Source organism: Salmonella sp. SAL00653, assembly GCF_046552515.1.
Lineage (GTDB): Bacteria > Pseudomonadota > Gammaproteobacteria > Enterobacterales > Enterobacteriaceae > Salmonella > Salmonella enterica.
The window spans coordinates 100,267-120,494 of the sequence record NZ_JBGDTY010000007.1; the positions used below are offsets into that span (position 1 = coordinate 100,267).

General features: G+C 53.9%; 16 protein-coding genes. 7 read left to right on the forward strand and 9 right to left on the reverse strand.

Translation table 11 applies throughout. The annotated features are described in order from the left end of the window. Positions 1-5: 5 nt before the first annotated feature. The 4 genes from hofC to nadC all read right to left on the reverse strand — a co-directional run bounded on the left by hofC (position 6) and on the right by nadC (position 4,145). Positions 6-1,208, reverse strand: a complete 1,203-nt coding sequence (hofC, locus tag ACLJRU_RS10405) for a protein transport protein HofC (protein ID WP_000114104.1) — start codon at positions 1,206-1,208, stop codon at positions 6-8. After that, complete coding sequence (gene gspE, locus ACLJRU_RS10410; protein ID WP_000650610.1) at positions 1,198-2,583, reverse strand: type II secretion system protein GspE; 1,386 nt, start codon at positions 2,581-2,583, stop codon at positions 1,198-1,200. Before gspE ends, hofC begins: the two co-directional genes overlap by 11 nt. Before the next feature lie 9 nt (positions 2,584-2,592). After that, positions 2,593-3,030: a prepilin peptidase-dependent pilin gene (gene ppdD / locus ACLJRU_RS10415; protein WP_023234815.1), complete on the reverse strand. Its 438-nt coding sequence runs from the start codon at positions 3,028-3,030 to the stop codon at positions 2,593-2,595. 221 nt (positions 3,031-3,251) lie between these two features. Next, positions 3,252-4,145, reverse strand: coding sequence for a carboxylating nicotinate-nucleotide diphosphorylase (gene nadC, locus ACLJRU_RS10420; protein WP_001135135.1), 894 nt, complete (start codon positions 4,143-4,145; stop codon positions 3,252-3,254). Between the two features lie 87 nt (positions 4,146-4,232). Between nadC and ampD the strand changes: the two genes are divergently transcribed. Both ampD and ampE read left to right on the forward strand, forming a co-directional pair. Continuing rightward, on the forward strand, positions 4,233-4,796 hold the full coding sequence (ampD, locus tag ACLJRU_RS10425) for a 1,6-anhydro-N-acetylmuramyl-L-alanine amidase AmpD (RefSeq protein WP_000936326.1): 564 nt from the start codon (positions 4,233-4,235) through the stop codon (positions 4,794-4,796). Then, positions 4,793-5,647 carry a beta-lactamase regulator AmpE gene (ampE, locus tag ACLJRU_RS10430; RefSeq protein ID WP_000172035.1) on the forward strand — a complete coding sequence of 285 codons (855 nt, stop codon included), beginning with the start codon at positions 4,793-4,795 and terminating at the stop codon, positions 5,645-5,647. Before ampD ends, ampE begins: the two co-directional genes overlap by 4 nt. Positions 5,648-5,738: 91 nt before the next feature. On the opposite strand, the gene ACLJRU_RS10435 is transcribed toward ampE, so the two are convergent. The 3 genes from ACLJRU_RS10435 to aroP all read right to left on the reverse strand — a co-directional run bounded on the left by ACLJRU_RS10435 (position 5,739) and on the right by aroP (position 9,632). Further along, entirely contained in the window at positions 5,739-6,689 is a 951-nt protein-coding gene (locus ACLJRU_RS10435; protein WP_023234816.1) for a family 43 glycosylhydrolase, read from the reverse strand. Beyond that, complete coding sequence (locus ACLJRU_RS10440; protein WP_187790644.1) at positions 6,689-8,095, reverse strand: glycoside-pentoside-hexuronide (GPH):cation symporter; 1,407 nt, start codon at positions 8,093-8,095, stop codon at positions 6,689-6,691. Before ACLJRU_RS10440 ends, ACLJRU_RS10435 begins: the two co-directional genes overlap by 1 nt. A 163-nt stretch (positions 8,096-8,258) precedes the next feature. Next, positions 8,259-9,632 (reverse strand): aromatic amino acid transporter AroP, encoded by a 1,374-nt coding sequence (gene aroP / locus ACLJRU_RS10445; protein ID WP_141122185.1) that lies wholly within the window; start codon positions 9,630-9,632, stop codon positions 8,259-8,261. A 562-nt stretch (positions 9,633-10,194) separates the two neighbouring features. Here aroP and pdhR point away from each other — a divergent pair. The 5 genes from pdhR (at position 10,195) to ACLJRU_RS10470 (ending at position 17,579) form a co-directional block, all read left to right on the forward strand. Next, positions 10,195-10,959: a pyruvate dehydrogenase complex transcriptional repressor PdhR gene (pdhR, locus tag ACLJRU_RS10450; protein ID WP_000331771.1), complete on the forward strand. Its 765-nt coding sequence runs from the start codon at positions 10,195-10,197 to the stop codon at positions 10,957-10,959. Positions 10,960-11,118: 159 nt separating this feature from the next. Beyond that, a complete protein-coding gene (gene aceE, locus ACLJRU_RS10455; protein ID WP_000003852.1) occupies positions 11,119-13,782 on the forward strand; it encodes a pyruvate dehydrogenase (acetyl-transferring), homodimeric type in 2,664 nt (887 codons plus the stop codon). Positions 13,783-13,796: 14 nt separating this feature from the next. Beyond that, the gene (aceF, locus tag ACLJRU_RS10460) at positions 13,797-15,380 is read left to right on the forward strand and encodes a pyruvate dehydrogenase complex dihydrolipoyllysine-residue acetyltransferase (protein WP_187790645.1); all 1,584 of its coding nucleotides are present in this window, start codon (positions 13,797-13,799) and stop codon (positions 15,378-15,380) included. 201 nt (positions 15,381-15,581) lie between these two features. Next, the gene (gene lpdA, locus ACLJRU_RS10465; RefSeq protein WP_001519338.1) at positions 15,582-17,006 is read left to right on the forward strand and encodes a dihydrolipoyl dehydrogenase; all 1,425 of its coding nucleotides are present in this window, start codon (positions 15,582-15,584) and stop codon (positions 17,004-17,006) included. A 288-nt stretch (positions 17,007-17,294) separates the two neighbouring features. Then, entirely contained in the window at positions 17,295-17,579 is a 285-nt protein-coding gene (locus ACLJRU_RS10470) for an outer membrane protein (RefSeq protein ID WP_000765363.1), read from the forward strand. A 37-nt stretch (positions 17,580-17,616) separates the two neighbouring features. Here ACLJRU_RS10470 and ACLJRU_RS10475 read toward each other — a convergent pair whose 3' ends face one another. Both ACLJRU_RS10475 and ACLJRU_RS10480 read right to left on the reverse strand, forming a co-directional pair. Next, on the reverse strand, positions 17,617-18,408 hold the full coding sequence (locus ACLJRU_RS10475) for a DUF2950 family protein (RefSeq protein WP_000757452.1): 792 nt from the start codon (positions 18,406-18,408) through the stop codon (positions 17,617-17,619). Between the two features lie 12 nt (positions 18,409-18,420). Next, complete coding sequence (locus ACLJRU_RS10480) at positions 18,421-20,040, reverse strand: DUF3300 domain-containing protein (RefSeq protein WP_001539007.1); 1,620 nt, start codon at positions 20,038-20,040, stop codon at positions 18,421-18,423. Positions 20,041-20,228 lie beyond the last annotated feature (188 nt).

The following is a 20,228-nucleotide window of genomic DNA, read 5'->3' on the forward strand; positions in this document are numbered from 1 at the left end:
CAGCCTTATCCCATCCCGCTCATCGCGTCTCCCAGATGAAAAATCGGCAAATACATCGCCACCACCAGCGTACCGATAATTAAGCCGGTGATGATCAATAACGCCGGTTCCAACAGCGACGCCAGATTATCGGCCAGCGCCAGCGTAGTTTCACTGTGGTGACGGGCAAGGTTATGCAGCATGATATCGAGTGAACCGGACGCTTCGCCCGTTCTGACCAGTTGCAGGCATAGCGGACTAAATTCCTGGGTATTTTTTAGCGCCAACCAGACCGGATTGCCCGCGGCGATCTCCTGATGTACCTGCGTTAAACGCTGTGACCAGTAAGGGCAGCCGAGACTATCGATAGCGCTTTCCAGTCCCTGAAGAAAAGGAATACCTGCGCTTTGGGTTAATGCCAGTACGGTGAATATTTGCGCTAGTTTCTGGCCTCTTATCAGGCGACCCATAACGGGAAGCCGTAGCAGAAGACGCTGCCGCTGCGCTTGCCAGGACGGCTTTTGTTTTACCCTGCGGTGAGCGATAGCAACGAGCATCGTCAGGAACAAGATGAGCCAACCCCATGCCGACCCCCATTGCGCTATCGCAATAATACCGCGTGTCAGAAGAGGAAGCGGGGTATTGAAGCTACGGTAGATGGCGGCAAATTCCGGCAGGACAAAGTGCAGCATGGCGAAAACGACCAGAGCGGCCATTGCCAGAATAATGACGGGATAGCGTAGCGCCTTTTTTACGCTAACCGTAATCTGCCGTTGCGCTTTTTGCTGACGAGCCAGTTCAAAGCAGCATTCGGCCAGTTTGCCGGTCAGTTCTCCGGTGCGGATCATCGTCTGGTAGAGCGGCGGAAATACCTGCGGCCAGGAGACTAATGCGCTGGAAAAAGGGACGCCCTGTTCAAGCTCGTGAGCCAGCGTGCGCAACAGCGCTTGCCATTGTCGGTGGGGATGCTGTTTCGCAAGGAGTTCCAGCCCTTCAGAAAGCGTCAGCCCGGCATGAATGAGCGTGGCCAACTGATGAATAATTTCAGCGCTTTGCTCTTCTTTCCACAGTGCGGCATTAACGCCTATGCGCTTGATGCGAAGCGGCATAATGCGCTGATGTTGCAGGGTGATGATCAGCGCCAGACGATTGTCCACCCATACAACGTCTTGTTCCAGTTGACCTTTATCGTTAACGCCTTGCCAGCGCCAGAGCTGTTTAACGCTCATGGGGCATTCCCAGAACGCGCAGTATCTCTTCAAAGGACGTCATGCCTTGCTCAACGGCGCGACAGCCATTTTCAAAAAGCGTCCCTGTACCGGTCTGTTGGAGGTGGGCTTCCAGTGCTTGCGCCGATGCGCCGCTCGCAATTAACTGACGTAATGCCGGGGTAACAGTTAACACTTCGAATAACGCGGTTCGGCCATAAAAGCCGTGGTAGCAATGCTGACAGCCGCTTGCCTGCCAGCGCGGTAGCGCGCTGGGCCAAAGATTGGGCGATAGTACCACGGGATCGCTCAGGCGCTGTTTGCAGTGCGGGCAAAGCTTCCTTACCAGGCGTTGCGCTACCACCAGCGTAAGCGCCGATGAGATCATCCAGCGTGCTACGCCCATTTGCTGCAAACGTATCAGGGTTTCACTGGTGGAGTTCGTATGTAGCGTTGAAAGTACCAGATGGCCCGTTTGTGCCGCCTTAATGGCGATTTCTGCGGTGTCGCCGTCACGAATTTCACCTACCATGATGATGTCAGGGTCCTGGCGTAATAGCGCACGCAGCACATTTTGAAAGGTGAGCCCGGCGCGGGGATGGATCTGCGTCTGGTTAATCCCATCCAGTGGAATTTCTATCGGATCCTCAACGCTACAGAGGTTGATACCCGGCGTATTCCGGGTTTGTAGCGCGCTGTATAGCGTGACCGTTTTTCCGCTACCGGTGGGGCCAGTCACCAGTACCAGCCCCTGAGGTTGCTGTAGGGCTTGTCTAAAAGCGGTAAGTTGTGCCCCGTACATGCCCAGCGTGTCCAGATCCAGCGTTTGTTCAACCTGATGCAACAACCGTAAGACGACTTTTTCGCCTTCTTTACAGGGAAGCGTGGCGATACGAAAAGAGATGCTGTCGCCCGCCAGGTCAACGGTAAATTGCCCGTCCTGCGGCAGTCGATGTTCAGCGATGTCCAAATTTCCCAGGACTTTCAATCTGGCCGTCAGCGCAAGCCCCGTCTCTTTGGCGATGTCCTGCAGAATGTGAAGAACGCCGTCGATGCGGAGTCTTATTCGGTAGCGGCTGGCGCCGGGTTCGAGATGGATATCAGAGGCGCGTTTCGCCATCGCTGAGCGTAATGTCTGATTGAGAAGCTGGGCCGCGGTTTCTCCACCTTTCGCGGCGTTTGTCGAGGGAGCCTGATCCGGCTTATGCCGATGATTTTCCATTTGCTGGCGAGTCCAGCACACAATATCAATCTGTTTTTGCGTGGCGAAATGCAGAGCGTCCAGTAACGCATGAGAGGGCGCGTCGACCACCGCAACAGTGATACTGTTGCTGGCGCTATTGATCAGTACAGCCTGATGACGTTGACACAAGGTGTTGAGCTGAGCGTCTTTCATCTTGTCTCCTTAGTTGGCGTCAAAACGGAAGACATCTTCACAAGCCTGTTGTAACGCGCTGTCGCTTTGAATATTGCAGTTACGCGTCCAGCTGGTAATGCCGTTAGCATTGTCCCAGGCGGGCGTCATGATGACGCTAAGCCCGCTCAGACTCTCCTGGCCGGTAAGCGTGATGACGCCTTTTTCCACGCTCATGCCCGAAACATAACGGGTGATGACGGGCGAGGGGATACCGTTGACGCCCGCATCGCATGTGCTCGTCCCACCATGTTCCAGAGCGCAGAGTTCGACGGCGGTACGGTAGGGGACAAACGTTTGCAACATATCCGTCAGCGCCGCTTTACGCAGATAGTTCTGGTAAGCCGGAATGCCAATGGCGCTTAAAATGGCGATGATGCCAATAACGACCATCAGTTCGATAAGCGTGAAACCGCGTTGTTTTTCCATTGTTCGCTCCTTGAGTTAGCTGGCGCTACTGTGGCAAACGAGGAAAGAGCGGGCGAGCGGCAAAAGGTAAAACGGGAAGGCGGATTCTGAAGATTTTCGCTGCGTTACATGACACGGCAACGTTATTGCGAGGCGCTACGAATATTTTACCGAATAATGACGCGGATCTACGGACAGGTGATTTATAGACCCGACGGCGCAGCGCCATCGGGTGGAGAGGATCAGCAAAAACGCATGGAGAGATCGAGCGCGCGCACATGCTTGGTCAGCGCGCCAACGGAGATGAAATCCACCCCGGTTTCAGCAAATTCGCGTAAGGTTTCCGCGGTGACGTTGCCGGATACTTCCAGCCGCGCCTGGCCGTTGACGCGTTTCACCGCCTCGCGCATCTGGTCGGTGTTGAAATTATCCAGCATGATAATATCCGCGCCTGCTTTCAGCGCATCGTCCAGTTCATCCAGATTTTCGACCTCGACTTCTACCGGCACGTCCGGATGTAGCCAGAACGCTTTTTCCACCGCCTGACGAACCGAACCGGAGGCGATAATATGGTTTTCTTTAATCAGGAACGCGTCAGTGAGGCCCAGACGATGATTGGCGCCGCCGCCGCATAAAACCGCATATTTGAGCGCGGTGCGCAGACCCGGCAGCGTTTTACGCGTGTCGAGCAACTGGGTTTGGGTGCCAGCCAACAGTCCAACGTAGCGGCGTACTTCACTGGCGACGCCGGAAAGGGTCTGGACAAAGTTTAGCGCCGTGCGCTCGCCGGTCAGCAATACGCGAGCGGGGCCGTTCAGTTCAAACACTGTTTGGTTGGCGTGAATGGCGTCGCCGTCATCGACATGCCAGGTGAGGCGCACATCATCGCCCGCCAGTTGGATGAAGACCTCTTCAACCCAGCGCTTGCCGCAGAAAACGCCGTCTTCACGAGTGATCACCGTGGCATGGGCTTGCGTATCTGCCGGCAAAAGTTGCGCGGTGATATCGTTGCCAGCATCGACTTCTCCACCTAAATCTTCACGCAGCGCCTGAGCAACGGCGGCAGGGATATCGAGATTAATGCGTTCCAGTAGCGCGTCACGTCGGTCGTCTGGGTTATAACGGCGAGGCGGCATGATAAAACTCCAAATTGCTAACGAATCATAAGGTAGAAACATGCTACTCTGAAGCAGCTATAAGCACCACTCAAAAGGAGACTCCACATGTTGCCAGATAAGGGTTGGTTGGTAGAGGCGCGACGCGTCCCTTCTCCGCATTATGATTGCCGTCCGGATGACGAAAAACCGTCCTTGCTGGTGGTGCATAATATTAGCCTGCCCCCCGGCGAGTTTGGCGGTCCGTGGATCGATGCATTATTCACCGGAACGATAGATCCAGACGCCCATCCTTTTTTTGCAGAAATCGCTCATCTTCGTGTTTCGGCCCATTGTCTGATTCGTCGCGACGGTGAAATCGTCCAGTATGTGCCTTTTGATAAGCGTGCGTGGCATGCGGGCGTGTCAAACTATCAGGGGCGGGAACGTTGTAATGATTTCTCCATTGGTATTGAGCTGGAGGGGACGGATACGCTGGCTTATACCGATGCGCAGTATCAGCAGCTAGCCGCCGTGACGCGCACGCTTATCGCTTGCTATCCGGCGATCGCCGACAATATGACCGGACACTGCAACATTGCGCCTGACCGCAAAACGGACCCTGGCCCTGCCTTTGACTGGCCGCGCTTTCGCGCTTTGGTAGCCCTCTCGTCGCACAAGGAGATGACATGACGCTGTTTACGACATTACTGGTGCTGATTGTCGAGCGCCTGTTTAAGCTGGGCGAGCACTGGCAGCTCGATCATCGGCTGGAGGCGCTATTCCGTCGGATTACGCATTTTTCGATGTTGCGCACGATGGGAATGACGGCGATCGCGATGGTGGTGACTTTTCTACTGCTCCAGGCGTTAAAAGGGCTGCTATTTAACGTGCCGACGCTGGTGGTGTGGATTCTCCTGGGCGTGCTGTGTATCGGCGCGGGCAAAGCGCGAGTACATTATCACGCCTGGCTGAAAGCGGCGTCCCGTAACGATCCGCATCCTTGCGAGGCGATGGCCAGCGAGCTTACGCTGATTCACGGCGTGCCGCCGGATTGTAATGAGCGTGAATTTTTGCGTGAGCTGCAAAATGCGTTGTTATGGATAAATTTCCGTTTTTACCTCGCACCGCTATTTTGGTTTATCGTTGGCGGTCCATGGGGGCCGGTAACGCTGGTGGGCTATGCGTTTTTACGGGCCTGGCAGACCTGGCTGGCGCGCTATCAGACGCCGCACCAGCGTTTGCAATCCGGCATTGACGCTATTCTTCATGTGCTGGACTGGATTCCGGTACGTCTGGCGGGCGTAGTGTATGCATTACTGGGGCATGGCGAGAAAGCGTTGCCGGCCTGGTTTGCCTCGCTGGCGGATCTGCATACTTCGCAATATCAGGTGCTCACACGTCTGGCGCAGTTCTCACTGGCGCGCGAACCGCATACTGACAAAGTAGAAACCCCCAAAGCGGCGGTGTCGATGGCGAAGAAGGCCTCGTTTGTGGTGGTGGTGATTATTGCGTTGCTCACCATTTATGGGGCATTAGTGTAGCGTTGTGCCGATGGCGCTAACGCTTATGCTGCCTACAATGGAAAAATCTGTAGGCCCGGTAAGCGTTAACGCCACAGGGCAGTGCAACGGCTTAGATCGTATCGGCTGGCGGCACGCCAAAATCAGGCATCCCGTTTTCGTCCCAGCGCACCCGTTTCAGACGCGTATGGCGGTTGGGATCGTACAACGGATCGCCTTCAATTTCGGTGTAATTTCTCGCGTGGTACACCAGTATATCTTCACCTTCCGGCGTTTGCGTAAAGCTGTTATGTCCCGGCCCATACTGGCGATTTTCATAGCTGGTGGTAAAGACCGGGCGCGGTGATTTATGCCAGTTGGCCGGATCGCGCGGATCGTCGTTTACGTTAATCCACAGTAACCCCATACAGTAGTTTTCATCGGTGGCGCTGGCCGGATAGCTGATAAACAGCTTGTTGCCATGCACCACGACGGCCGGACCTTCGTTAACCCAAAAACCCCGACACTCCCAGTCGTACTCTGGCTTACTGAGCCTTACCGGCTCGCCTTTAATCGTCCACGGATTTTCCAGTTCAGCCAGATAAATATTTGAGTTACCGGCAATATCCGGCGCTTTTTGCGCCCACAGATACCACTGCTTTCCCTGATGATAAAAAGTGGTGGCATCGAGGGCGAAGGTATCAAACGGTGTTTTAATTTGACCTTTCTCCGTCCACTTGCCGGTGAGTGGGTCGGCATCGGCGCACTCCAGGGCAAACATGCGGTGCTGGAACATTCCCAGCTTATCAAGCGCTTGAGTATGGGTAGCGGCAAAATAGATGTACCACTTGCCGTTGATGCGGTGCATTTCCGGTGCCCAGATGAGCTGGCTCATAGGGCCGCTTTCCGGTTTACGCCAGACGACAACGGGGTCGGCGGCGCGCAACCCTTCCAGCGAATTAGCCCGGCGGATTTCCAGCCTGTCATATTCCGGTACGGAGGCAATAAAGTAGTAATCGCTGCCGTCGCGTAAAATAAACGGATCGGCACGTTGTTCAATAAACGGGTTTGGCCAGTTTGCCATCAGGCTTTCCTTACGCTTTCAGCGGCGTTGAGCTCCTGCAACTCACTCAATTCGCGGTAATTAGTGCGACGTTTTTCCAAATCGTCCTGGATTTTTTTCATCAGTTCACGGTCAACTTTCAGCAGACGTACCACGCCTGCGGTAATCAGATAGCCAACGCCGGGGATAACGGTAAACAACAGCATAATACCGTTCATCGCCGAGGCGCTTTGCGCTTTGGCGCTGGCGTCATAACCGTACCAGGAGAGCAAAAAGCCGACCATCGCCCCGGCAATCGCCAGGCCCAGTTTCAGGAAGAACAGATTACCGGAGAAGCTAATACCGGTAATGCGTTTGCCGGTTTTCCATTCGCCGTAATCATCGACGTCCGCCATCAGCGACCAGTGCAACGGGGAAGGGATCTGATGCAGAATATTGAGCAGAAAGTAGAGCGCCACTATCATCACGGTAGCTTTCGGATCAAAGAAATAGAACGCGCAGGAGAAAATCGCCAGCGCGATATTGGTCCAGAAAAATACCTTCAATTTACACCAGCGATCGGTTAAGACTTTTGCCAGCATACTGCCGATCATCATACCGACCACGCCAAGGCTAATAAAAAGCGTAGCGAAATGGGTGCTTTGTCCCATCACCCAGGTGACGTAATACATGGTCGCTGCCATACGGATAAACCCCGGGCAGACGTTACATAAGGTCAATAGCAGAATGCGTACCCATTGATCGTTTTTCCACACGTCTTTGAAATCATTCTTCATATCATCGTGCGTCGGAACGGCAGGGCGAACGCGTTCGCGGACGCTGGCAAAGCAGAACAGAAACATACCCATGCCGATAATCGCCAGCACGGTCATCGCCAACTGATAGCCTTTGGCTTTGTCGCCGCCGCCAAACCAATCCACTATCGGCAATAGCGTTAACGATAGCAACAGCGTCGCGATGCCGACTAACACGAAGCGATAAGCCTGACAGGCCACGCGCTCTTTTGGATCGTTGGTGATCACGCCGCCCAGTGAGCAATAGGGAATATTGATGTCGGTGTAGGTCACGGAAAGCAGAAAATAGGTGACGAAAGCATAGACAACTTTGCTGTTATAGCCCCAGTCCGGCGTCGTGAACATCAGAACGCTGAACAGCGCGTAGGGAAATGCAATCCACAGTAGCCAGGGGCGGAAACGACCATATTTACTTTGGGTACGATCGGCAAGCGCGCCCATCACCGGATCGGTAACGGCATCGATAACGCGTACTGAAAGGAGTAAAACACCGACTAACGCCGGGGCAAGACCAAAAATATCCGTATAAAAATAATTAACAAACAGCATGATAGCGCCAAAAATAATGTTACATCCGGCGTCGCCCATACCATACCCGATTTTCTCTCTTACCGAAAGTCTGCCCTTATCCATTGAGACTTCTCCCCATCAGATGATGGCGGTAATTATTCGCCTGCGAGCTTTTTTTTGCGTAGCAGGATCACGCCGCTGATATGGATAAAATGGTTATACGTGGGAAACTGTGAGGCAGATAACACCCTCCCCGGACGGGGAGGGCGGAAAAGTAACGTCACGATCAGTGGGCTTTCACCGTTTTTGCCGTTTTTTCTTTACACAGATAGCCGACGCCCAGGATAAGCAGCCATACCGGAATCAGCCACACGGAGATCGCCATACCTGGCGTCATCAGCATAATGATCAATACCGCCGCCATAAACAGCAGGCAGAGAACGTTGCCGAACGGATAAAACAGGGCCGGGAAGCGGGTTTTCACGCCCTGCTGCTGTTTCGCGCGACGGAACATCATATGGGCAAGGCTAATCATCGCCCAGTTAATGACCAGCGCGGAGACCACCAGCGCCATCAGCAGTCCGAATGCGGACTCTGGGGCCAGGTAGTTGAGCAGCACGCACAACGCAGTCACGACGGCGGAAACCAAAATGGAGCTCACCGGCACGCCGCGTTTGTCGACGTTCAGCAGCGCTTTCGGCGCATTTCCCTGCTGGGCCAGACCGAACAGCATACGGCTGTTGCAGTAAACGCAGCTGTTATAAACCGATAGCGCGGCGGTGAGAACCACGATATTCAGTGCATTGGCGACAAACGTATCGCCCAGCTCATGGAAGATAAGGACAAATGGGCTGGTATCGGCGGTGACGCGAGTCCATGGCAGCAGCGAAAGCAGAACCGCCAGCGAGCCGATATAAAAAATCAGGATGCGATAGATAACCTGATTAGTGGCTTTGGGGATGCTCTGTTCCGGGTTATCGGCTTCAGCGGCGGTGATCCCTACCAGCTCCAGTCCGCCGAACGAAAACATAATAATGGCCATCATCATCACCAGCCCGGTCCAGCCATGCGGCAGAAAGCCGCCCTGTTCCCACAGGTTGCGCACGGTGGCCTGCGGACCAGCGGTATCGCTGAAGAGTAACCACGCGCCGAACAGAATCATAGCGATGACGGCGATCACTTTAATAATGGCGAACCAAAACTCCATCTCACCGAACACTTTAACGTTGGTCAGGTTGATGGCGTTGATAATCACAAAGAAGGCTGCCGCAGAAGCCCAGGTGGGGATCTCCGGATACCAGAACTGGATATATTTACCCACTGCGGTCAGTTCCGCCATGGCAACTAATACGTACAGCACCCAGTAGTTCCAGCCGGAAGCGAATCCGGCAAAGCCGCCCCAGTATTTATAGGCGAAGTGGCTAAAAGAGCCGGCGACCGGTTCTTCAATCACCATCTCCCCCAGCTGGCGCATAATCAGAAAGGCAATAAAGCCTGCAACCGCATAGCCCAGGATAATTCCTGGCCCCGCCGACTGAATAACGGAGGCGCTTCCCAGGAACAAGCCTGTCCCTATCGCGCCGCCCAATGCGATAAGCTGAATATGGCGGTTTTTCAGGCCGCGCTTGAGCTGCTCGCCGTGCTGCTGACTGTCCATCATAAAACCTCGTGTATCGGGCGCGGTTTATTCATAACGCGCTTATTTTGAACGATGCAGTAGTGCGTGTGTAAGTTTGCAATTCCGCTTTTTGTATTAATTTATTTACAGATTCGTTTTTTTTAATGTCACTTCAACTCTTTCGTCTTGATCAGAATAATGGTATGTGGCCGCGAATGCACCTGCTTTGTGCAGGGGTGATGACGAGTTGCGTAAAAAGAAAGCACTTGTAAATACCTCCTTTTATTTTCCCTTGCAGAGGTTAATTTATTTCTATTCATTATTTATGCATATAAATGCATTTAATCTGCTGTTGAATCGGTTCAGATGAGATTTTTTGTCGTTTCAAATACGTTAAATCTACCTCCTGGTGGGTAAATTTAACATTTGTGCACAGTTACAGTTTTGAAACATGATTTCTGTAAAATTGTTAAAATGTGCCTCCTTTACTGATTTCAATCAAAACCTGTATGGACAGAAGGTGAATACTTTGTTACTTTAGCGTCACAGACATGAAATTGGTAAGACCAATTGACTCCGGGCAAATGGCTTAAGACAGGAAATCATGGCCTACAGCAAAATCCGCCAACCAAAACTCTCCGATGTGATCGAGCAGCAGCTGGAGTTTTTAATCCTTGAGGGAACATTGCGTCCCGGAGAAAAACTCCCACCGGAACGTGAACTGGCAAAACAGTTCGACGTCTCCCGTCCCTCCTTGCGCGAGGCGATTCAACGTCTCGAAGCGAAGGGATTGTTGCTTCGTCGCCAGGGCGGCGGAACCTTCGTGCAGAGCAGCCTGTGGCAGAGCTTTAGCGACCCGCTGGTGGAACTGCTCTCCGATCACCCTGAATCCCAGTTTGACCTGCTCGAAACGCGCCATGCTCTGGAAGGCATTGCGGCTTATTACGCGGCGCTGCGCAGCACCGATGAAGATAAAGACCGTATTCGCGAGCTGCACCATGCTATTGAGCTGGCGCAAGAGTCCGGCGATCTGGATGCCGAGTCCGAAGCCGTGCTCCAGTATCAAATCGCCGTCACCGAAGCGGCGCACAACGTGGTATTGCTTCATCTGCTAAGGTGTATGGAGCCGATGCTGGCGCAAAACGTGCGGCAGAACTTCGAATTGCTGTATGCGCGTCGGGAGATGCTGCCGCTGGTGAGTACGCATCGCACCCGTATATTTGAAGCCATTATGGCCGGAAAACCAGAAGAAGCGCGTGAAGCGTCACACCGACATCTGGCGTTTATCGAAGAGATTATGCTGGACAGAAGCCGTGAGGAGAGCCGTCGTGAACGCGCTTTACGCCGCCTGGAACAGCGCAAGAATTAGTTTTTTCTGGCAGAACGTTAACCAGAAGATGTTGTGAATAACGCGCAAAAATGTGCGCGGCAACTAAACGCAGAACCTGTCTTATTAAGCTTTCTCACGAAAGTTTAATGGGACAGGTTCCAGATAACTCAACGTATTAGATAGATAAGGAATACCCCCATGTCAGAACGTTTCCAAAATGACGTGGATCCGATCGAAACTCGCGACTGGCTACAGGCGATCGAATCGGTCATCCGTGAAGAAGGTGTTGAGCGCGCTCAGTATCTGATTGACCAACTGCTTTCTGAAGCTCGTAAAGGCGGCGTGAAAGTCGCGGCAGGCGCAGGGGCCAGTAATTACATCAACACTATTGCCGTTGAAGACGAACCGGAATACCCGGGCAATCTGGAGCTGGAACGTCGCATTCGTTCTGCGATCCGCTGGAACGCCATCATGACCGTGCTGCGCGCGTCTAAAAAAGACCTTGAGTTGGGCGGCCACATGGCGTCCTTCCAGTCTTCCGCCACGATCTATGATGTCTGTTTTAACCATTTCTTCCGTGCGCGCAACGAACAGGATGGCGGCGACCTGGTGTACTTCCAGGGCCACATCTCTCCGGGCATCTACGCTCGCGCGTTCCTGGAAGGTCGTCTGACCCAGGAACAGATGGATAACTTCCGTCAGGAAGTGCATGGCAATGGCCTCTCTTCCTATCCGCACCCGAAACTGATGCCGGAATTCTGGCAGTTCCCGACCGTCTCTATGGGGCTGGGCCCAATCGGTGCTATCTACCAGGCGAAATTCCTGAAATATCTGGAACACCGTGGCCTGAAAGATACCTCTAAACAGACCGTTTACGCCTTCCTCGGCGACGGCGAGATGGATGAGCCGGAATCCAAAGGCGCGATCACCATCGCCACCCGTGAAAAACTGGACAACCTGGTCTTTGTTATCAACTGTAACCTGCAGCGTCTTGATGGCCCGGTCACCGGTAATGGCAAGATTGTTAACGAACTGGAAGGCATCTTTGCAGGTGCTGGCTGGAACGTTATCAAAGTCATGTGGGGCGGTCGTTGGGATGAACTGCTGCGTAAAGACACCAGCGGTAAGCTTATCCAGCTGATGAACGAAACCGTTGACGGCGACTACCAGACTTTCAAATCCAAAGACGGCGCTTACGTACGTGAGCACTTCTTCGGTAAATATCCGGAAACCGCCGCGCTGGTGGCTGACTGGACTGACGAGCAGATTTGGGCGCTGAACCGCGGTGGTCACGATCCGAAGAAAGTCTATGCTGCACTGAAAAAAGCGCAGGAAACCAAAGGCAAAGCGACCGTAATCCTGGCCCATACCATTAAAGGTTACGGCATGGGCGACACCGCGGAAGGCAAAAACATCGCTCACCAGGTTAAGAAAATGAACATGGACGGCGTGCGTTACGTCCGCGATCGTTTCAACGTGCCGGTTGCCGATGCTGATCTCGAAAAACTGCCGTACATTACCTTCCCGGAAGGTTCTGAAGAACACAAATACCTGCATGAACGCCGTCAGGCGCTGCACGGCTACCTGCCAAGCCGTCAGCCGAACTTCACCGAGAAGTTAGAGCTGCCTCAACTTTCAGATTTCGGCGCGCTGCTGGAAGAGCAAAGCAAAGAGATTTCCACCACTATCGCTTTCGTGCGTGCCCTGAACGTGATGCTGAAGAACAAGTCGATCAAAGATCGTCTGGTTCCGATCATCGCCGACGAAGCGCGTACTTTCGGTATGGAAGGTCTGTTCCGTCAGATTGGTATCTACAGCCCGAACGGCCAGCAGTACACCCCGCAGGACCGTGAGCAGGTTGCTTACTACAAAGAAGACGAGAAAGGCCAGATTCTGCAGGAAGGTATCAACGAGCTGGGCGCAGGCGCATCCTGGCTGGCTGCGGCGACCTCTTACAGCACCAACGATCTGCCGATGATCCCGTTCTACATCTACTACTCTATGTTCGGGTTCCAGCGTATTGGCGACCTGTGCTGGCAGGCTGGCGACCAGCAGGCTCGCGGCTTCCTGATCGGCGGGACTTCCGGTCGTACTACGCTGAACGGCGAAGGTCTGCAGCACGAAGATGGTCACAGCCACATTCAGTCGCTGACTATCCCGAACTGTATCTCTTACGACCCGGCTTACGCTTACGAAGTGGCTGTCATCATGCATGATGGTCTGGAGCGTATGTACGGTGAGAAACAAGAGAACGTTTACTACTACATCACCACCCTGAACGAAAACTACCACATGCCGGCCATGCCAGCAGGTGCCGAGGAAGGTATCCGTAAAGGTATCTACAAACTCGAAACCCTTGAAGGTAGCAAAGGTAAAGTTCAGCTGCTGGGCTCCGGTTCTATCCTGCGTCACGTGCGTGAAGCGGCACAGATCCTGGCGAAAGACTACGGCGTAGGTTCTGACGTGTACAGCGTAACCTCCTTCACCGAACTGGCGCGTGATGGTCAGGATTGTGAGCGTTGGAACATGCTGCACCCGCTGGAAACCCCGCGCGTTCCGTACATCGCTCAGGTGATGAACGACGCTCCGGCAGTGGCATCTACTGACTATATGAAACTGTTCGCCGAGCAGGTTCGTACTTACGTACCGGCTGACGACTATCGCGTACTGGGTACGGATGGCTTCGGTCGTTCCGACAGCCGTGAGAACCTGCGTCATCACTTCGAAGTTGATGCTTCTTATGTGGTTGTCGCAGCGCTGGGCGAACTGGCTAAACGTGGCGAAATCGACAAGAAAGTGGTAGCGGATGCGATTACCAAATTCAACATCGATGCAGATAAAGTTAACCCGCGTCTGGCGTAAGAGGTAAAAGAATAATGGCTATCGAAATCAAAGTACCGGACATCGGGACAGATGAAGTTGAAATCACCGAGATTCTGGTCAAAGTGGGCGACAAAGTTGAAGCTGAACAGTCGCTGATCACCGTCGAAGGCGACAAGGCCTCTATGGAAGTGCCGGCGCCGTTCGCGGGCACCGTGAAAGAGATCAAAGTGAACACCGGTGATAAAGTGTCTACCGGCTCTCTGATTATGGTCTTCGAAGTGGCGGGCGCAGCGCCTGCCGCAGCAGCACCAGCGAAAGCGGAAGCCGCTCCGGCTGCGGCTGCTCCAGCAGCAGCGACGGGCGTGAAAGACGTTAACGTACCGGATATCGGCGGCGACGAAGTTGAAGTCACCGAAGTGATGGTCAAAGTCGGCGATAAAGTTGCCGCTGAACAGTCGCTGATCACCGTGGAAGGCGACAAAGCCTCCATGGAAGTGCCTGCGCCGTTCGCGGGCACCGTGAAAGAAATCAAAATCAGCACCGGCGATAAAGTGAAAACCGGTTCTCTGATTATGGTCTTCGAAGTAGAAGGCGCAGCGCCTGCGGCCGCTCCGGCTAAACAGGAAGCGGCGGCGCCGGCTCCGGCGGCGAAAGCTGAGAAGCCTGCTGCCCCGGCTGCCAAAGCGGAAGGCAAATCTGAGTTCGCTGAAAACGACGCTTACGTTCACGCTACCCCGCTGATTCGCCGCCTGGCGCGCGAGTTTGGCGTAAACCTGGCGAAAGTGAAAGGCACCGGTCGTAAAGGCCGTATTCTGCGCGAAGACGTTCAGGCTTACGTGAAAGACGCAATCAAACGCGCGGAAGCTGCGCCGGCTGCTGCGGGCGGTGGTATCCCGGGTATGCTGCCGTGGCCGAAAGTGGACTTCAGCAAGTTTGGTGAAGTTGAAGAAGTGGAACTGGGCCGTATCCAGAAAATCTCTGGCGCGAACCTGAGCCGTAACTGGGTGATGATCCCGCACGTTACGCACTTCGACAAAACCGATATCACCGATCTGGAAGCGTTCCGTAAACAGCAGAACGCCGAAGCTGAGAAGCGCAAACTGGATGTGAAATACACGCCAGTGGTCTTCATCATGAAAGCGGTTGCCGCTGCTCTGGAACAGATGCCGCGCTTCAACAGCTCGCTGTCTGAAGACGGTCAGCGTCTGACCCTGAAGAAATACATCAACATCGGCGTGGCGGTTGATACACCGAATGGCCTGGTGGTTCCGGTCTTTAAAGACGTGAATAAGAAGAGCGTGACCGAGCTGTCTCGTGAACTGACCACCATCTCCAAAAAAGCGCGTGATGGTAAGCTGACCGCTGGCGAAATGCAGGGTGGTTGCTTCACTATCTCCAGCATCGGCGGTCTGGGAACTACTCACTTCGCGCCGATTGTTAACGCGCCGGAAGTGGCTATCCTCGGCGTTTCTAAGTCGGCGATGGAACCGGTGTGGAAGGGGAAAGAGTTTGTGCCGCGTCTGATGATGCCTATCTCTCTTTCTTTCGACCACCGTGTGATCGATGGTGCTGATGGTGCGCGTTTCATTACCATTATCAACAATATGTTGTCTGACATTCGCCGTCTGGTGATGTAAGCGAAAAAGCCGGCCCAACGGCCGGCTTTTTTTTGATAATCTCATGGAGTTTGTGAGGTTATTAGCGAAAGCGATAATTCGTGATCCGTTTGTTGTTTCAAAATTGTTAACAATTTTGTAAGATACGGGCGGATAGAACGACCCGGTGGATGATGGGCGATCAAGTACCCCGGACCGCCGGATACAAATAAAGAGGTCATGATGAGTACTGAAATCAAAACTCAGGTCGTGGTACTTGGGGCGGGCCCGGCAGGCTATTCTGCCGCTTTCCGTTGCGCTGATTTAGGTCTGGAAACCGTAATTGTAGAACGCTACAACACCCTTGGCGGTGTTTGTCTGAACGTCGGCTGTATCCCTTCTAAAGCGCTGCTGCACGTAGCAAAAGTTATCGAAGAAGCCAAAGCGCTGGCTGAACACGGTATCGTCTTCGGTGAGCCGAAAACCGATATCGACAAGATTCGTACCTGGAAAGAGAAAGTGATCACGCAGTTGACCGGCGGTCTGGCGGGTATGGCCAAAGGCCGTAAAGTGAAAGTGGTCAACGGTCTGGGTAAATTCACCGGGGCGAACACCCTGGAAGTTGAAGGCGAAAATGGCAAAACCGTGATCAACTTCGACAACGCGATCATCGCGGCGGGTTCTCGTCCGATCCAATTACCGTTTATTCCGCATGAAGACCCGCGCGTATGGGATTCTACCGACGCTCTGGAACTGAAAGAAGTGCCGAAGCGTATGCTGGTCATGGGCGGCGGTATCATCGGTCTGGAAATGGGTACCGTATACCACGCGCTGGGTTCAGAGATCGACGTGGTTGAAATGTTCGACCAGGTTATCCCGGCGGCTGATAAAGATATCGTTAAAGTCTTCACCAAGCGCATCAGCAAGAAATTCAACCTGATGCTGGAAACCAAAGTGACTGCCGTTGAAGCGAAAGAAGACGGTATCTACGTTTCGATGGAAGGCAAAAAAGCCCCGGCTGAAGCGCAGCGTTACGACGCCGTGCTGGTAGCGATCGGTCGTGTGCCGAACGGTAAAAACCTCGACGCGGGCAAAGCTGGCGTGGAAGTTGACGACCGTGGCTTTATCCGCGTGGACAAACAGCTGCGCACCAACGTGCCGCACATCTTCGCTATCGGCGATATCGTCGGTCAGCCGATGCTGGCGCATAAAGGCGTTCACGAAGGCCACGTTGCCGCTGAAGTTATCGCCGGGAAGAAACACTACTTCGATCCGAAAGTTATCCCGTCTATCGCGTACACCGAGCCAGAAGTGGCATGGGTTGGCCTGACCGAGAAAGAAGCGAAAGAAAAAGGCATCAGCTATGAAACCGCCACCTTCCCGTGGGCAGCTTCTGGCCGTGCTATCGCTTCTGACTGTGCAGACGGTATGACCAAACTGATTTTCGACAAAGAATCTCACCGCGTGATCGGCGGGGCGATTGTCGGCACCAACGGCGGCGAGCTGCTGGGTGAAATCGGTCTGGCGATCGAAATGGGCTGTGACGCGGAAGACATCGCGCTGACCATTCATGCGCACCCGACTCTGCACGAGTCCGTCGGTCTGGCTGCTGAAGTGTTCGAAGGTAGTATTACCGACCTGCCGAACCCGAAAGCGAAGAAGAAATAATCTTCTGTAGCTGGCAATGCGCCACCCGATACAAAAAAGCGGCTTTACAGCCGCTTTTTTTATGCATGGCAAATCAGATGTGTCAAATGATGGCGAAGGATAACGAAACCGCAAAATTTATCGTTTCCGCAGCAGTACGTTTTTCAAAGCTTATGCCGTCGGTAGTGCCTTTGTCTGTCATTTTCGACCAACTAATTGTTTCATAAGAAATACCTCTCCTTACTTTGTCATCATCCTGAAATTGGTAACGCTATAAAATAATAGTGAGCTAATTATGAGGTTTGATATATGAAACTTTTTCTGACAACAGCAGCGCTAACTGCGACCTTGATTTCCGGCATGGCATTTGCCAGCGATCCCGTCATCCCCTGGGCGACTAACAGCGGCGGTACGGAAAGCACGCATATTGCGGCAATGGGCGAGGATTTGAATGCGCAGCATCAGCAGATCACCCACACGCATGAAGGCGTATGGGCGGCCAATTCCGGCAGCATTCAGGCTGATGAAGCCGCGCTGACCAGCAACAAGCCGCCGGTACAAGGCCACCCGGAATTGATGCCGCATCAGGGCTAATGATCACGGTCTGGCGATAACGCCAGGCGCTTACGGGTTATTCGGCGACCTGCCACTGCGCGTCTGGCGCAAAACGCGTGATAGCCTGAACTTTACTCTCCGTCTCCTTGCCTAAATCCGCCTGATAAATACGATCGTCCTGGTTGACCATAAAACTCATCACCCCGGTTTCGCCGTAATGCATCGGCCAGGCCAGAAGCGCCGCGCCGTGACCGTCGTTATCGCTGATAATACGGAAATGGTAGCCGTGGTAACCCTCGTCTGGCGCTGCGGGACTAAAGTTTGGGCCTAACGGACTGGGGACGTCGCCTGCTTTGGTTGGCCAGTACAGGCCATCTTTTTGGCCTTCGCTACTGATTATCCTGTGCGCCCAGCGATGGTTTTGTAAGTAATAGTCCTGCTGCGCATCAACGTAAGCATGCATGGCCTGTAAGGTAGAAAGTTCATTTCGCCCAATAGTACGGGTGAGGATCTCATTCCCGGCTGCCGCCATATCAAAGCGCCAGCCGCCAGTCTCTTTCACCATGGGCACCGGGAGCTGCCAGTCTTCTCGTCCGACATTCAGGTGCGCCGTATTGTCTTTCTGTACAATGCGATGGCCTTCGCGCCAGTCACGATTGAAGCGGGCCACGGCCTCGGGATCGGCACCTTCCGGCGGCAGAAATTGCCGCCAGTCATCGCCCAGTAGCGCGGTAAGCTGCGTTTCGTTTTTTCCGGCTACCGCCGCGGCGAAGGCGCTGGCGGCCGCTTCCGGGGAGGGGAACCGTTCCTGCGCGTAGCCCAGCAAGGGTAACGACAGTAACAGAGCGCTTAACATAACCTTTTTCATTATCTGCTCCGGTTAACGGCGATGAAATTCATGATGTTCAGAAAAATGTTCCCGCGCGGCGGCGCGTTGCTCGGTGTTTAAGTGACTGCCGCGACGGCTTTCCAGGCCGCGTAGCTGTTGCGATTGCCATGACGGCGATCGACTGTCGTTCCCGCTAAACACATTGGCGTGCATATTCTGGCGAAATGCCTGACGCTGTTGCGGCGTAGAGGATTCAATACGCTGGCGGGCGGTGTCTCTCTGCTGTTGTGAAACAGGGTGCTGCTGGGCTTTAGCCTTCAGCTCGGAACGATGCTGCTGCGTGGTGGATTTATTCAGTGTCTGCTGCGCCGCCTCGCGACGACTGCTGTTTTGTGTTCCGTCATAGCCACGGTAATTATTACGCTGGGCAATTTGATTTAACTGCTGCGATGCCGCCTTACGCTGGGCATCGCGGGTGCCTGGCGCTGGCAAAGAAGCGTTGGCCGTATGGCTGCGCTGTTGAAATTGCGTCATGGCCGCCTGGCGCTGACTGTCGCGAGACACTGGCGCTTGCTGCGTTGCGCTTAACCCGCCGCTAACATTGGTGGGATGGAACCGTTGCGCAACGGTATTATTCGGATAGGGGACGCCATTGCGCCAGGCGGGATTATGCTGCCAGCCCATCGTTTGGCCCGGCAGGTTTTGCCCGGATATCCGGTTGAAATTATTGACATTGATGTTGATATTATCGCCATTATGTTGATAACCGTTACCACCATGATGGTAATCATCATGATGGTCGTCGTCATGGTGGTGATGATCGTCATCATCCCAGTCTATGCTGCTGAACAACGCATAGGTGGTGGCGACGCCCAGACTATAACCAAAACCTTTAACAAAACTGTCGGCAAACTGCTGCCCCGGAGGAGGCGGTAAATACACCGGCGGATAAGCGGTATTGGGCCAGGCGCCGTACACCGTCGCGGGGTTATAGTTCGGCACGTACACCACCTGCGGATTCGCAGGTTCAATTTTGATGACGGTCGACGGTGTTGCTGGCGTACTGGCGGATGTGGTGGTTGTCGTCGTGACGGCGGTAGAAGCGCTGGACTTCGGCACGCTGGTGACGGTTTGCTGTGGCGTGGATTTTAGCGAACCGGTTTGTTGAGCGAGCAGACGCAGCCTTTGCACCGCATCCATCACATCCTGTGGCTGGGCTAAGAACGCATCGCCCAGGTTTTGCACCCATTGCGGATTCTCGCCCATAAGCGCCATCAACTTAGGAAAGGCGACCAGCGATTTGACGCTGGGGTCCCACGGTTGGCTGGCCACCGCCTGAATAGCGGCATCGCCCTGCAGTGTGGGGTTATCTCGCGACCACTGGACGGCCTGAACCACGTTCGCCGGGTAGGTGGAGGCCATGAGCACCTGAGAAAGCAGGGCATCGGGATAAAGCGCGACAGGCGCGACCCATTGATCAATTTGCGCAGTGGTAAAGGTCGTTTTCGCGACAGGCGCGGGCACAGCGGTCTGCGTTTGCTCAGGGGCGGGAGTCGCCGCCTGCGCGGGCGCTTCGGGAGCGCGGCTTTTAACATACAGTACGCCCGAAGCGGCAAATAACCCGGCACTGCACACAAGGGCAATGAGATGGGGTTTAAAGGGCAACGTCATTTTATCTCTCCCGATTCCCGAGAATCGCTATGGTCATTATGCCTGCCGCCGACGGGGTGCAGTTTCGCGTGAGTATAAAGGGACGATAGTTTAATTTTTAGCTAATGTTGGGATCGGTAACGTTACGTGACGATCAAAGCACGAAATGAGGTAAGCATTTATGGCTGCAGCTCCCGTCTCAGTAGAGC